This window comes from Microlunatus speluncae (assembly GCF_009299835.1).
GTDB lineage: Bacteria > Actinomycetota > Actinomycetes > Propionibacteriales > Propionibacteriaceae > Microlunatus > Microlunatus speluncae.
Genome location: NZ_VKCZ01000006.1, coordinates 21,297 through 34,489 on the forward strand (window position 1 = coordinate 21,297; position 13,193 = coordinate 34,489).

14 protein-coding genes are annotated in these 13,193 nt (G+C 68.2%); 7 read left to right on the forward strand and 7 right to left on the reverse strand.

The annotated features are described in order from the left end of the window. Positions 1 to 2 precede the first annotated feature (2 nt). From FNH24_RS08890 to FNH24_RS08905, 4 genes are read left to right on the forward strand one after another with little or no spacing between them, the layout of a single operon-like run. Positions 3 to 1,013 carry an ABC transporter permease gene (locus tag FNH24_RS08890; protein ID WP_152361823.1) on the forward strand — a complete coding sequence of 337 codons (1,011 nt, stop codon included), beginning with the start codon at positions 3 to 5 and terminating at the stop codon, positions 1,011 to 1,013. Further along, the gene (locus FNH24_RS08895; protein ID WP_152361824.1) at positions 1,013 to 1,915 is read left to right on the forward strand and encodes an ABC transporter permease; all 903 of its coding nucleotides are present in this window, start codon (positions 1,013 to 1,015) and stop codon (positions 1,913 to 1,915) included. The genes FNH24_RS08890 and FNH24_RS08895 overlap by 1 nt, the downstream gene beginning before the upstream one ends. After that, positions 1,912 to 2,778, forward strand: a complete 867-nt coding sequence (locus FNH24_RS08900; RefSeq protein ID WP_152361825.1) for an ABC transporter ATP-binding protein — start codon at positions 1,912 to 1,914, stop codon at positions 2,776 to 2,778. Before FNH24_RS08895 ends, FNH24_RS08900 begins: the two co-directional genes overlap by 4 nt. Continuing rightward, positions 2,775 to 3,575 carry an ABC transporter ATP-binding protein gene (locus FNH24_RS08905; protein ID WP_152361826.1) on the forward strand — a complete coding sequence of 267 codons (801 nt, stop codon included), beginning with the start codon at positions 2,775 to 2,777 and terminating at the stop codon, positions 3,573 to 3,575. The genes FNH24_RS08900 and FNH24_RS08905 overlap by 4 nt, the downstream gene beginning before the upstream one ends. A 78-nt stretch (positions 3,576 to 3,653) precedes the next feature. Here FNH24_RS08905 and FNH24_RS08910 read toward each other — a convergent pair whose 3' ends face one another. Both FNH24_RS08910 and FNH24_RS08915 read right to left on the reverse strand, forming a co-directional pair. Next, positions 3,654 to 4,382 carry a DUF899 family protein gene (locus tag FNH24_RS08910; protein WP_152361827.1) on the reverse strand — a complete coding sequence of 243 codons (729 nt, stop codon included), beginning with the start codon at positions 4,380 to 4,382 and terminating at the stop codon, positions 3,654 to 3,656. Between the two features lie 186 nt (positions 4,383 to 4,568). Next, positions 4,569 to 5,129, reverse strand: coding sequence for a CGNR zinc finger domain-containing protein (locus tag FNH24_RS08915; protein WP_152361828.1), 561 nt, complete (start codon positions 5,127 to 5,129; stop codon positions 4,569 to 4,571). A 132-nt stretch (positions 5,130 to 5,261) separates the two neighbouring features. Between FNH24_RS08915 and FNH24_RS08920 the strand changes: the two genes are divergently transcribed. Then, entirely contained in the window at positions 5,262 to 5,621 is a 360-nt protein-coding gene (locus FNH24_RS08920) for a LacI family DNA-binding transcriptional regulator (RefSeq protein WP_152361829.1), read from the forward strand. 6 nt (positions 5,622 to 5,627) lie between these two features. Here the strand turns inward: FNH24_RS08920 and FNH24_RS08925 are convergent, their stop codons facing one another. From FNH24_RS08925 to FNH24_RS08935, 3 genes are read right to left on the reverse strand one after another with little or no spacing between them, the layout of a single operon-like run. Next, on the reverse strand, positions 5,628 to 7,241 hold the full coding sequence (locus FNH24_RS08925; RefSeq protein ID WP_152361830.1) for a type 2 periplasmic-binding domain-containing protein: 1,614 nt from the start codon (positions 7,239 to 7,241) through the stop codon (positions 5,628 to 5,630). 2 nt (positions 7,242 to 7,243) lie between these two features. Next, positions 7,244 to 8,149, reverse strand: coding sequence for a carbohydrate ABC transporter permease (locus tag FNH24_RS08930; protein WP_246186818.1), 906 nt, complete (start codon positions 8,147 to 8,149; stop codon positions 7,244 to 7,246). Positions 8,150 to 8,166: 17 nt separating this feature from the next. Then, positions 8,167 to 9,126, reverse strand: a complete 960-nt coding sequence (locus FNH24_RS08935; protein WP_246186819.1) for an ABC transporter permease — start codon at positions 9,124 to 9,126, stop codon at positions 8,167 to 8,169. Between the two features lie 304 nt (positions 9,127 to 9,430). Between FNH24_RS08935 and FNH24_RS08940 the strand changes: the two genes are divergently transcribed. Further along, the gene (locus FNH24_RS08940; RefSeq protein WP_152361832.1) at positions 9,431 to 10,420 is read left to right on the forward strand and encodes a methyltransferase; all 990 of its coding nucleotides are present in this window, start codon (positions 9,431 to 9,433) and stop codon (positions 10,418 to 10,420) included. Positions 10,421 to 10,437: 17 nt separating this feature from the next. Here the strand turns inward: FNH24_RS08940 and FNH24_RS08945 are convergent, their stop codons facing one another. Beyond that, on the reverse strand, positions 10,438 to 11,172 hold the full coding sequence (locus tag FNH24_RS08945; protein WP_152361833.1) for a helix-turn-helix domain-containing protein: 735 nt from the start codon (positions 11,170 to 11,172) through the stop codon (positions 10,438 to 10,440). 63 nt (positions 11,173 to 11,235) lie between these two features. Next, positions 11,236 to 12,126 (reverse strand): helix-turn-helix transcriptional regulator, encoded by an 891-nt coding sequence (locus FNH24_RS08950; protein ID WP_152361834.1) that lies wholly within the window; start codon positions 12,124 to 12,126, stop codon positions 11,236 to 11,238. A gap of 93 nt (positions 12,127 to 12,219) precedes the next feature. On the opposite strand from FNH24_RS08950, the gene FNH24_RS08955 reads away from it, so the two are divergent. Continuing rightward, positions 12,220 to 13,155 carry a phytanoyl-CoA dioxygenase family protein gene (locus FNH24_RS08955; RefSeq protein WP_152361835.1) on the forward strand — a complete coding sequence of 312 codons (936 nt, stop codon included), beginning with the start codon at positions 12,220 to 12,222 and terminating at the stop codon, positions 13,153 to 13,155. Positions 13,156 to 13,193: the final 38 nt, after the last annotated feature.

Below are 13,193 nucleotides of genomic sequence, written 5' to 3' on the forward strand. Positions count from 1 at the left end.
TCATGGTCTTCGCCCGCTATCTGGGCCGCAAGGTGCTCTGGTACCTGCTCGCCCTGGTCGTCGCGCTGCTGCTCAACTTCCTGCTGCCCCGGCTGATCCCGGGCAACCCGGTTGACGCGATCGTCAGCCAGTTGGCCCGGGGCGGCGGCACCAGTGGTGATCAGATGCGCATCATCCACGAGCACTTCATGGCCGAGTTCGGCCTGAACGAGCCGATGTGGAAGCAATTCTTCATCTATCTGGGCCAACTGGCCCAGGGCAACCTGGGCACGTCGTTCGCGCAGTACCCGGCGCCGGTGAACAAGCTGATCGGGGACGCTCTGCCGTGGAGCATCGTGATCCAGCTGCCGGCGATCCTGATCGGCTGGATCGTCGGCAACGCCCTCGGTGCGATCGCCGCCTTCAAGGGCGGCGGCTTCGACCGGGGCGCGTTCCTCGGCTCGCTGTTCCTGTCCAGCCTGCCGTACTACTGCCTGGCGATCCTGCTGCAGTACATCGTCGGCGTCACGCTCGGCATCATGCCGATCAGCGGGGCCTACTCGCTCGGGCTGTCACCGGAGCTGTCGTTCGCCTTCTTCGGTGACGCGATCACCTACTTCTGGTTACCGTTCTGGTCGCTGGTGTTGATCTTCGTCGGCGGCCAGGCGATCGGGATGCGGTCGATGGCCATCTACGAGCTCGGCTCCGACTACGTGAACTACGGTCGCGGCCTGGGTCTGCGGGATTCGACCATCGTCCGCTACATCTTCCGGAACGCGATGCTGCCGCAGATCACCGGGCTGGCGCTGTCGATCGGCGGCATGATCGGCGGCGCGCTGATCACCGAGCTGGTGTTCAACTACCCCGGCCTCGGCACCCTGTTGTTCAACGCGATCAGCCAGGGAGACTATCCGGTGATCCAGTCGATCACCCTGTTGATCACGCTGGCCGTGCTCGGCGCGAACTTCTGTGTCGAGATCGCGTACGGCATCATCGATCCCCGGATCCGGGCAGCTCAGAGTGGTGACCGCTGATGAGAGCCGTGAACTTCACTCCCCGCTTCTGGTTCGCCAGCGTGCTGATCGGGCTGACCATTCTGATCGGCCTGTTCGGTCCGTTGATCATCCAGACCGACCCGAACCAGGTCATCGGCGGTCTCTACGATCCACCCCAGGGCTTCGGCCCGCTGTTGCTCGGCACCGACAACGAGGGCCAGAGCGTGATCGCCAATCTGGTCTACGGCACCCGGACCTCGTTGATCGTCGGGCTGCTGGCCGGCTCGCTGGCCACCGCGATCGGTCTGATCATCGGCCTGATCGCCGGCTACCGCGGCGGCTGGGTGGACGACATCCTGATGGGCGCGACCAACATCGCGCTGGCCATCCCCGGCATCGTCGTGGTGATCTTGCTGTCGATCGCACTGAGCAACCGCTCGATCCTCACCCTCGCACTGGTGATCGGGGTGACCGGCTGGCCGTGGACGGCCCGGGCGGTCCGGGCCCAGGCGACCAGCGTGCGGACCCGGGAACACATCGACGTCGCCCGGCTCTCCGGCGCGCGGTTCTGGTCGATCCTCGGCTGGGATGTGCTGCCCTACCTGCTCAGCTACGTCGTGATGGCGTTCGTGCTCCAGGTGTCCGGGGCGATCCTGGCCGAGTCGGCCCTCAGCCTGCTCGGCCTCGGCCCGGCCGGCGGCACGGTCAGCCTCGGCCTGATGCTCTATTGGTCACTGACCTGGGGGGCGGTGCGCAACAACTACTGGTTCGCGTTCATCCCGCCGACCGTGATGTTGTCGATCGTGGCGTTCTCGCTCTTGATGTTGCAGTCCAGCCTGGACGAGGTGTTCAATCCGCGGTTGCGCCGCGGCCGGGCGCGACGGCGGCGCAGCATGCAGGAGAAGGAAGCGGCACTCCCCGTGGAAGGGCCGCCGAAATGACCTCACTGCTGTTGAAGGCCGAGAACATCCACGGCGTCTATCGTTCCGGCAGCGCGGAGTTGCACGCTGTTGATCATGTCTCGCTGACCCTGGACGAGGGCGAGGTGCTCGGGCTGGCCGGCGAATCCGGCAGCGGCAAGTCGACCCTGGGCTCGATCATCTCGCTCACCGCCCGTCCGCCCCTGTATGTCGACGACGGCAAGCTGGAGATCGACGGCAAGGAGCTGATGCTGGACGGATCCCAGCGGATCCCCCGGACTTGGCGCGGATCGGTGGTGTCGATGCTGCCGCAGGGCGCGATGAACTCGATCAGCCCGACCATGCGGGTCCGTGATCTCGTCGTCGACGTGGTCAAGGCCCATGATCGATCGGTCAAGAAGTCGGAGGCGATCGATCTGGCCCGGGACCGGTTCGAGACCCTCGGGCTGCCGGTCCGGGCGCTGGACGCCTATCCGCACCAGCTGTCCGGCGGGATGAAGCAGCGGACCGTGACCGTGATCTCGACGCTGCTCAACCCGCGGATCCTGATCGCCGACGAGCCGACCTCGGCGCTGGACGTGACGTCGCAGAAGGCATTGATCGACATGCTGCAGGACATGCTGGAGAAGAAGATCATGTCCGGCGTCATCTTCATCACCCATGATCTTCCCGTGTTGCGTACGGTCTCGAACCGGTTGTCGATCATGTATCGCGGCCAGATCGTCGAGACCGGCAACACGGGCGAGATGGTGGACGACCCGCAGCATCCGTACACCCGGGCCCTGCTCGGCTCGGTCCTGGTCCCGGAGCCGCGCTATCGCAAGCTCCGGATCGAGGGGATGAAGGGCTTCGAGGACGCACCGACCACCGGGAGGACGTCATGACCGCCGTGGAACCATCGGCACCGGATGCCGGCACCGACATCTTCGCCGCGGAGCGGATCAGCCGGGTCTTCGGCACGGGCCGCAACGCCGTGACCGCGGTCGACGGCGTCAGCTTCGTGCTCAAGGAGAAGGCGATCACGACGATCGTCGGCGAGAGCGGCTCCGGGAAGTCGACCATCGCCCGGATGGTGCTCGGGCTGCTGCCGGTGAGTTCGGGCACGATGAGCTTCGACGGCCGGGACGTGACGACCCTGTCGTCGACCGCGCGGATCGCGTACTGGCGCGATGTCCAGGCCGTCTTCCAGGACCCGTTCTCCGCCTTCAACCAGTTCTTCACCGTGCGCCGGCTGCTCAACCGGTCGCTGCGGATGCTGGACAAGGTGTCGGCGAAGGAGCGGCTGGAGGAGGCGCTGGGCCACGTCGACATGGGCCTGGACGTGCTCGACCGGTTCCCGCACCAGCTCTCCGGCGGGCAGCGGCAGCGGATCATGATCGCCCGCGCGCTGATGCTCCGGCCCCGGCTGCTGGTCGCCGACGAGGCGACCTCGATGCTGGACGCGTCACTCCGGGTCAACATCCTGAACGTGCTCACCGACCTGCGTGATCAACTGGGAATGACCGTCCTGTTCATCACCCACGACATCGGCCAGGCCTGTTATATCGCCGACAAGGTGCTGGTGATGGAGAACGGCGTGCTGGTCGAGCAGGGCCCGACCGACGACGTGATCTTCAACCCGCAACACGAATACACCCAGCGCCTCCTGGCCGACGTCCCCCGCCTGCACGAATCCGCCTGATCTTGGTCGTTCCCTGAGCCTGTCGAAGGGCAGAGGCGATGGGGCCCGCCCTTCGACAGGCTCAGGGAACGGAACAAGCTAGCTGAGGTCGTCGGAGTGGCCGGCTTCGATCCGCGACCATTGGGCGGTCGGACGGCCGTTCAGCCGGAACTGTTCGCCGGCGGTCTGGTACGGCTGCGGCCAGCCGGCCGGCGAATCCTCCCAGGCCTCCTGGCGGCCGTACACGGTGAGGTCGAGCAGGCTGTAGCTGTTTGCTCCGGCCTCGGTGCCGCGGTCGCCGGTCCAGCTGGTTTGGAACACCCGGTCCCCGTCGCGCACGTAGCAGGCATAGCCGCCGAACCCGAGGTCCCCGAGCAGGGCCTGTTCGGAGTCACGGGCGGAATACCAGGGCATGGTCCAGCCCATGAAGTCCCGGTATTTCGAGGTCTCCGGATAGGAGCCCGCGCAGAAGGTCGCGTAGGTGACATCGCGGGAGTGCAGGTAGGAAAGCTCTAGGGCGTGCCCGGTGAAGAACGTGCAGCCCTCGCACTGGTCCGCCGCGGGCCTTCCGTGATGCCACATGTGGTAGTAGACGATCAGTTGCTTGCGGCCCTCGAAGGTCTCGATCAGCGACACCTCGCCGTCGGGTCCGATGACCGGGATCGACGCGTCGACCTCGACCATGGGCAGCCGGCGCCGGGCTGCGGCGATCGCGTCGCCCTCGCGGGTGTGGGCCTTCTCCCGGACCAGCAGCCGGTCCGCCTCGGCCTGCCAGGTCGCGCGGTCGACGACCTCGGGTAGCGGATTGGCGTCGTTGCGCTCCGTCATGCTTGCCCTTCTCTCGGTTCGAGCGCGGACGTTCCGCGCCGTCGACTGGGTAGACCCGCCGGACCCACGAGACTCATCGGCCGACCGTCACAAATCGGGAGCGCAACGCCGATCCGAGCCGAAATCCGGGCCCGGCGATGCGTTGCGCTCCCGATTTGTGACGGTGCCCGGGCTAGAGCTCTGCGATCAGTCCGTGTCGGCGCGGGCCACCCGGGCGGCGTACGCACGCTTCATCTTGATGTGGTTGCCGCAGCCGGCCATGGAGCACCAGCGGCGCGACTGGTTCCGCGACGTGTCGTAGTAGGCCCAGCGGCAGGTGTCGCGGTCGCAGACCTTGAGCCGCGGCCAGGTGTGGGCCTCGGTCGCCTGCCGGATCGCCTCGAGCAGGCCGACCAGCGCTCGTTCGATCGCGGCGTCCCCGGCCGGCACCAACCGGTAGCCGCCCGGACCGAACGCCGCCCGAACCGGCAAGCCGGCGAGGATGCGGTTGCCCGCCTCGATGGCCGCACCGACCGCCTCGTGTCCGCCGTGTTCGAGCAGCATCGCGCGAATCCCCTCCCGGACCGCCCGGGCCGCCGTCAGGTCGGCCGCGGCGAGCCGGGCGGAGGCCGGCAGCAGTCCGCGGGCAACGAACCAATCCCGCAGGGCTGCCGGCCGGTCGAGGGTCTCGTCGTCGACCTGCGGCTCGTAGCTGTTGACGAAGTCGCGGAGCAGCACTACCTCGGCCGGAATCGCCTCGGGTGCCATCGCGACCACCTCCTCTCACACCACCATAACGTCTTGACTGGTATGAATTCGTCGATCAGACTCAGAACACCGGTGTTCGGTGTTGGCCGGTGTTACGGGGGTTGGACCGCGAAGGACACGAAAGGGGCCGAGATGGCCACGCTGCGCGACGTCGCCGACCGGGCCGGGGTGTCGACCAAGACCGCGTCCAATGCGATCAACGGCTACACCCGGGTGAGCGATCACCTGCGCCGCCGGGTCGAGGCCGCGGTCGAGGAGCTCGACTACCGGCCCAACCAGCTCGCCCGGGCCCTGCGCGGCGGGCGCGGCGACCTGCTGACCCTGGTGGTCCCGGCCGGCGGCGACGAGTTGATGATCACCGTCGCCCGGCAGGTGATCATGGCGGCCGAGCAACTGGGCTGCGAGATCGTCACCGATCATCGTGACGCCACCGATCGGAACAGCCTGTTGATCTTGACGGCCGAGCGCCCAGCTCCCCCGCTCAGCGACTGAGCGGGTTCAGTTCCGGCCCTGGATCGCCAGCGCCTCTTCGTACTCGTGCCGGATGGCGTCACCGCCGGACTTGCGCCAGTCGGCGACCGCCTGGTCCCAGCTGCCGAGGTCGGCCCGGCCGAGCTGGATGTCCTTGGTGGTGGCGTCCATCCGGGAGTCGAGGATCTTGCCGCGGGTCGACTGGGTCGGCGAGTAGGTGCCGTAGACGGGCTTGGTCGCCGCCGTCGGCAGGATCGCCTTGAGGTGGTTGTAGGCCACGTCGACCGCCTCGGGATGTCCCGGGAAGTAGACCGGGAAGCCGCCGTCGATCAGGTACTGGATCGGGAACTCACCCAGGCAGACCTCGCTGCCGCCGACCTCGGTCAGCACCGGGTCGGTGCCGTCGAGGGTGTAGTGACGGTCGGGCAGCCCGAACTTGCGGAACAGGTATTCCTGGGTGCCGAACGGGGCGGCCATCCAGTTGAGCACCCGGAGCAGCAGCCGGGTCCGCTCCGGTGAGCTCGGCTTGATCGTCGCGATCGAGTTGTTCGGTGAGCCGAGCAGGAACCGGCCGACATCCCCGTCGCGTTGCCGGGCGACCGGCAGCGAGATCGCGAAGCCCTCGACCGTGTTGCGCCGGTAGAAGCTCTGGATCGACGAGTACGTGTCCTGAGTCAGCACCGCCGAGCCCTGGCTGAACCAGACCTTCTGGTTGTTCTTGGCGATGCCGTCCGGATGGATCAGCCCATCGGCCTGCAGCTTGGCCGTGATGCTCAGCATCTCCTTGTGCTCTTCGGTTTCCCGGCTGTGCACCAACTTGCCGTCGCGCACCTCCCAGTCGTTGGGCATGCCGAGCATCGCGGCCAGCGCCGCCGTCGGCGGGACGGCGAACGCCCACCGGTTCTGCTTCTCGTCGGTGATCGCGGCCGCCGCCTTGATCAACTCGTCGGCGTTCGGCGAACCAAGATCAACACCGAGCTGGTCCAACAGGTCCTGCCGGGCCAGCAGCAGGTTGGACGACATCACCCCTCGCTGGATCGGCACCGCCCGGATGCCGCCGGAATACACGCAGCCGCGCCAGGACTCGGCGGACAGGTTGGCCAGGAACGGATACTCCAGGATGGCGTCGCCGGACAGATGCTCGGTCAGGTCCTGGGCCCGCGCCTCGAGGAACTGCGGCAGGTAGGCGAAGCCGCCGTCGACGTTGAACATGTCGCCCAGGGTGTCGCCGGCCACCGCGGTGGCGAACTTGCTGCCCCAGTCGCTCGCCGCCGTGATGCTCAACCGCAGCGGCGATCCGAGCCTCTTGTTCAGCTCCTGCCAGTACGGGTTCCGGTCGGCCGTCGGCGGGATCGGGTTGGAGGTCTGCACCGTGCCGCTGATCTCGCTGCCGTCGCCCGGCGAGCCCTGGGTCGCCTGCGGCGGGTCGGCCGGGAACCGGTAGAAGCAGTCCGGCATCAGTTCGTGGGTCGTCGGCAGGTCCGGCTTCGGGCCGTCGAACCGCTGGTACGTCGGCAGCTCGACCGGACGGTTCAGCGCCGCGATGTCCTTGGACCGGGTCACCGTGGCGCAGCCGCTCAGGCCCGCCAGCCCGGCCGCGGCCGCCACGGATCCGCCGAGCAGCCCTCTTCTGCTGATCATGGTCATCCCTTCACCGCCCCGGTCAGCATGCCCTTGGCGAAGTGCCGCTGCAGGAACGGGTAGACGATCAGGATCGGGACCAGGGAGATCACCAGGATCGCCATCTGGATCGACTCCTGCGGTGGCAGCTGATCGGCCGCCGCGCCGCCGAGATCGCCGCTGCTGAGCTCAGTGTTGTTGATCACGTACGTCCGCAGCACCAACTGCAGCGGCCACTTCGCCGTGTCGCTGATGTAGAGCAGGGCGCTGAAGAACGCGTTCCAGTAGCCGACCGCGTAGAACAGTCCGATCACCGCGAGCACGGCGCGGGACAGCGGCAGCACGACCGACCAGAAGATCCGGAGATCACCGGCACCGTCGATCCGGGCCGCGTCGACGACCTCGTCCGGGATGCCCATGAAGAACGAGCGCAGGATGATCACGTTGAAACCGCTGATCGCGGTCGGCAGGATCAGCGCCCAGAGCGAGTCGAGGAGGCCGAACTGCTTCACCACCAGATAGTTCGGGATCAGGCCCGGACTGAACAGGAGACTGAACAGGACGATCATCAGGATCGGCCGCTGGCCGAACGAGCCCGGCCGGCTGAGCGAGTAGGCCAGCATGGTGGAGCCGGCCAGGCTGACCAGGGTGCCGCCGATCGTGATCAGGAAGCTGACCAGCAGCGCCTGCAGGACGACGCCGCCGTTGAAGATCGTCCGGTAGGCGTCCAGATGGATGCCGTCCGGCCAGAGCACGAAGCCGCCGGAGTTGGTGACGTGGGACTGGCTGGCGATGCTGGTCGAGATCACGCCGACGAACGGGATGATCACCAGCAGGCAGGCCACCACCAGCACGATCGCCTTGATCGCCCGGACTGGGACGCTCGGCGCGTCGATCGGCCGCCGGCGCCTGCCTCGCGGTGGCGTCACGAGATTCTGTGTGGTCGTCATTGCTTCTGATACACCCCCGCCTCGCCGAACACGTGCGCGATCTTGTTGGCCCCCAGCACCAGCGCGACGCCGACCAGGCCCTTGACCAGGCCGACCGCGGCCGACACGCCCCACTGGCCGGCCAGGACGCCGTTGTTGTAGACGTAGGTGTCCAACACCTCACTGGCCGGTCTGCCGACGAAGCCTTGCTGCAGGACGATCTGCTCGAAGCCGACGGTGAGCGAGTCGCCCAGCCGCAAGATCAACAACAGGATGATCAGGCCGCGGATCCCGGGCAGCGTGACGTGCCACAGCTGGCGCCAGCGCGAGGCTCCGTCGACCCGCGCCGCCTCGTACAGGGCGGGATCGATCTGGGTCAGCGCGGCCAGGAACAAGATCGTCCCCCACCCGGTGTCCTTCCAGATCACCTGGCTGGTCAGCAGGGTGATGAAGGTGTCCGGGTTGCCGAGGAAGTCGACGGTCTCGATCCCCTGCGACCGGAACAGGTTGTTGATCAAGCCGCTGCCACCGAGGATCTGCTGGAAGATCGCGATCACGATCACCCAGGACAGGAAGTGCGGCAGGTAGAGCACCGACTGGACGATCCGCTTGATCCGCTCCGACAGCAGGCTGTTCAGCAGCAGGGCCAGGGCGATCGGCGCGGGGAAGACGAACACCACCTGGACCAGAGTGATCACCAGGGTGTTGCGCAGCGCGTTGAGGAACTCGAGATCGCCGTTGAAGATCACGGCGAAGTTCTCGAAGCCGACCCACGGGCTGCGGCCCAGCGGGACGAACGGCAGGTATTCCTGGAAGGCGATCAGATTGCCCAGCAGCGGCAGGTAGTGAAAGGCCAGCAGCAGGCCCAGACCCGGGATCGCCATCAACAGCAGCACCTTGTCCCGCCGGGCGCGAGCCCACCAGGAGAGGGCCGGTTTCTGCGGTCGCGGCACGGCCGGCGGCGACGATCTCGCCACCGCGCCGGGGTCCTCGACCTCGATGGTGTCAGGTCCGCCAGTGTCCGGGACTGTCGTCCGGTCTGTTCGGGCCACGCGCATCCCCTTCGCATCCTCGTCGGCTGCCGATCCCCTTCACCCTGCAGCAGACGTCTGCAACGTGGCAACCGTTTGTCATCCGATTGCCAAAACGAATTGAAATATTCGATCCCGCTGCCCGCTGTCCGAGAGAGCGGTTTCACGGGACCGTATCATCCCGGCCGAATCCTGGCGACTTGTCGCCAGCCCGGCGGCCCGGACGACCCCGGCCGGACAGGATCGGTCTATGGACGATGTTGCGCTCGAAGCCTGGACAGTGATCGATCTGGTCACTCCGCTGGCGGTACGGATCGCCGCCACGACCGGTCTGCTCGGCCGCATCGTCGACGCCCCGGTACCGATTCCCGAACTGGCCGCCGAACTGGCGCTGACCGAGGACGTACTGCGCCGTCTGCTGCGGCCGCTGGCCGTCCGGCAGGTGGTCCGGCTGGAGGGCGACCGGGCCGTCGCGACCGAGGTCGGGCGCGCCCTCGCCGACGGGCCGACCGGGGCGTTCTCGGCCCGGCTGGACTGGGCCGGTGCGGCCGGCGAGCTGGACCGGCTCGTGATCAGCGAGGCCCTGTCCGCCGTCCGGGGCGCTGCCCCGGACCGGCTGTGGGACCGGCTGGACCGGGATCCGGAGCTCAGCCGGTCCTTCGACGCCCTGATGTCGGCCCGGGCCACCGAATGGATCGCGCCGGTGGCGGCCCATCCGCTGTGGTCCGGAGTTGATCACGTGCTGGAGCTCGGCGGCGGTCGCGGGCATCTGCTGCGCGCCCTGCTCGACGCCTGGCCCCGGTTGCGCGGCACCCTGCTGGACCGGGCGGCCGTGATCACCGATCTGGCCGGATCAGAAGCGGTTGCCGCTGGCCGGCTCCGGCTCGAGCCCGGCGACTTCTTCGGCGACGTACCCACCGGTGCCGACGTCTACCTGCTCGCGCACGTCCTGCACGACTGGGACGACGAACAGGCGATCCGGATCCTCGCCTCGGCCGCCCGCGCCGCCGGGCCGCACGGCCGGGTCGTCGTCGTTGAACGCGTCGTCCCGGAGCAGCTCACGGCCGACGCGGCGACGCTCGAGACGGCGATCCAGGATCTCCGGCTGTTCGTCCTCTTCGGCGGCGGCGAACGTACCGAACAGCAGTTCCGCACCATGGCCGATCGGGCCGGCCTCGCTCTCGGGAGCATCGATCCACTGACCGGCCACAGGCAGCTGCTGGTCTTCCGGGCCACCTGATGTGGCGCGGGGGGGGGTTAGAGGAGGCCGCGGCGGTTGGCTTCGGCGCCGGCCTGGAAGCGGCTCTGGACGCCGAGGAAGGTGAGCAGCTCGCGGACCCGGCGGCTGTAGCTGCGGTCGGAGATGCCGAGCTTGCGGCAGGCCACCAGGTCGGTCTCGCCGGCGGCAAGCAGCGGCAGCACCGGGGCCAGGTGCGGCGGCAGCTGTCCCGACTCGTCGTCGATCCGCGTACCGCGCCGCCAGAGATCACGATGCAGGGTGACCAGGGTGTCGACCAGCAGCCGGTCGCTGATGATCGCGAAGCCGTTCGCCAGGACCGTCCGGTCGACCGCCATCACGGCGAGCCGGCGATCGAGGATGGACACCTTGAACGGGACCCGGTCCAGCACCCGAGCCTGCCCGCCCTCCCGGTGCACGATCGCGCCGGTGGCCCGATCCGCGGCCAGGCCCCGGCGCGACGTCACCTGACGGACCGCCGCGCCGCGGCGCAGGGCCGCCCGCAACGTGGCCGGGCCGCGGAGCTGAATCCGTTCCGGTACGGCGTTCTCGACCAGCCAACTGGTGTCGTCGATGCCGAGGAACTCCCGCTCGACGCCGCGGCGCAGGTCGGCGATGACGTTCCACATCTCGCAGCCACGGCCCCGGATCAGCTGCGCCGGTGGGGCCAGCCGCCGCTGCACCCGGAAGCGATGGTGGTCCAGCGCCTCGTCCAGACGTTCCAGTGCTGTCGATACCCCCACTGCTACATCCACCGTCGCCTCGTCGTTCTGGTCCGGACCGGTCCTTCGTAGTTTAGAACCGGTGTAGGGCGGAAATCAGAGGCTCAGCAGCCGGCCGGCCAGCGGCAGCAGGCCGCCGAGCCGGAGCGGCTCCAGTGGGTCGACCGGGTCGGCGGTACCGCGATAGCGGCCGGGCGGGCAACCGTAGGCCTGCCGGAACCGGCGGGAGAAGTGGTACGGATTCGTGTAGCCGACCTGCCGGGCCACCTCGGCCAGCCCGGCGTTGCTGCGCTGCAGCGAGACCGCGCCGCGAGCCAGCCGGATCAGCTCGAAGCAGCGCGCCGGCCCGGTGCCGTAGTGATCACGAAACACCCGGTGCAGGTGCCCGGAGGAGACGCCGATCGCCCCGCACAGCTCCTCGACCGGCACGATCCGCATCCCGTCGGCCGCCCAGAGCGACCGGACCCGGTCCACCGCTGCCGCGACCTGGGTCGGCAGGTCGGGCTCGGCGGCGGCCAGCGGGCCGGTGACGTACAGGTCGACGAGCAGGGTGACCAACTCGTCGCTGCGCCGCCGGGCCGCGTCGGTGCCCAGGCCGGCGAGCTCGAGCAGGTAGTCGCAGATGCCGCTCAGGATCGGCGCAGTGACCAGGTCCCGGACCATCGGCCAGCGCCAGGTCGGTGGCAGTCCGGCCGGATCGGTGATCATGAAATGGATGAAGGCGTGCCGGGTCGCCCGGCGCGGATCCCACTGGAAGGTGTCCCGGGTGCCGGGCGTCGCCAGCACCAGCTGGCCGGGCCGCAGCGGCGTCGTGCCGGCCTCGAGCTCGCCGGCGCGAGGGCGGGACCAGATATGCCGGGCCGACCCGGTCAACAGCCAGACCAGCTCGAAACTGGACAGGGTTCGTGGCCCGTACACATCTCCTGGGGGATAATCAGCGAACAGCACGGTCCCGGCGGTCTGCACCCGAAGCGGCCCTGATGTCACGATCAGATATTAGTTCGCGGCTTTCCGCTATTGGCCGGATCGATCGGCCTTGGCACTGTGTTGATCAACGACCCAGACCTCGAGGGGGCCACCATGACCTCACTGCTCGCCACCGGCACCGATCACCCGGCGCTGCGGCGGTTCGACCGCCCGGATGCGGAGTTCGCCCGGCACTTCGCCGAACACGGCTTCGCGCTGCTGGCCGACGGGCTCAGCGCCGAGGAGGTGGCCGCGGTCAATGACGACGCGCTCCGGCTCTGCCGCGGTGATCTGGGCGAGATCTACAACGGCTGGCGGGACAGCGACGATCCGCACAGCGCCCCGGCCGACATCGCCACCCGGACCGACGAGGAGGTGCTGCGCTCCTTCCTCTGCATCCACTTCCCGCACAAGGTGTCAGAGGCGTCGCTGGCCGCGCTGACCGCGCCGCGGATCGTGGACGCGCTGGTCTCGGTGATCGGCCCCAACGTCAAGGCGATGCAGTCGATGCTGTTCATCAAGTCCGAGGGCAAGCCCGGCCAGGCCTGGCACCAGGACGAGTTCTTCATCCCCACCCGGGACCGGTCGCTGACCGCGGTCTGGATCGCGCTGGATGACGCGACGATCGAGAACGGCTGCCTCTGGGTGCAGCCCGGTTCGCACCGCCGCGGCGTGATCTATCCCTCCAAGGAGCAGAACGATCCGCGCTTCGACTGCACCGGCGAGGCGTACGACTTCCCCTACGCCGACGAGGATGCGGTCCCGGTCGAGATCCCGGCCGGCACGGCGTTGATCTTCAACGGCTACCTGCTGCACCGGTCGCTGGAGAACTCCGGCAAGCACGGCTACCGGCGGGCCCTGGCCAACCACTATATGAGCGCCGAGTCGCTGCTGCCGTGGCGCCTGCCGACCGAGGGCGAACACATGGCCACCGCCGACTTCCGCGACATTCTGCTGGTGGCCGGCGAGGATCCGTATGCGTACAAGGGAATCGTCGACGAACACCGCCCCATGTCCCGCGCCGACAAAGACGGCGGCTGCGACCGCTGACCCAACACCTACCACCCCGAGTTGTCAGAATTAGGGAA

Excerpts from the sequence above, each read along its gene's own strand:
- FNH24_RS08890 (WP_152361823.1), top strand. The coding sequence starts at position 3 with ATGGTCTTCGCCCGCTATCTGGGCCGCAAGGTGCTCTGGTACCTGCTC.
- FNH24_RS08895 (WP_152361824.1), top strand. The coding sequence starts at position 1,013 with ATGAGAGCCGTGAACTTCACTCCCCGCTTCTGGTTCGCCAGCGTGCTG.
- FNH24_RS08900 (WP_152361825.1), top strand. The coding sequence starts at position 1,912 with ATGACCTCACTGCTGTTGAAGGCCGAGAACATCCACGGCGTCTATCGT.
- FNH24_RS08905 (WP_152361826.1), top strand. The coding sequence starts at position 2,775 with ATGACCGCCGTGGAACCATCGGCACCGGATGCCGGCACCGACATCTTC.
- FNH24_RS08910 (WP_152361827.1), bottom strand. The coding sequence starts at position 4,382 with ATGACGGAGCGCAACGACGCCAATCCGCTACCCGAGGTCGTCGACCGC.
- FNH24_RS08915 (WP_152361828.1), bottom strand. The coding sequence starts at position 5,129 with ATGGCACCCGAGGCGATTCCGGCCGAGGTAGTGCTGCTCCGCGACTTC.
- FNH24_RS08920 (WP_152361829.1), top strand. The coding sequence starts at position 5,262 with ATGGCCACGCTGCGCGACGTCGCCGACCGGGCCGGGGTGTCGACCAAG.
- FNH24_RS08925 (WP_152361830.1), bottom strand. The coding sequence starts at position 7,241 with ATGATCAGCAGAAGAGGGCTGCTCGGCGGATCCGTGGCGGCCGCGGCC.
- FNH24_RS08940 (WP_152361832.1), top strand. The coding sequence starts at position 9,431 with ATGGACGATGTTGCGCTCGAAGCCTGGACAGTGATCGATCTGGTCACT.
- FNH24_RS08955 (WP_152361835.1), top strand. The coding sequence starts at position 12,220 with ATGACCTCACTGCTCGCCACCGGCACCGATCACCCGGCGCTGCGGCGG.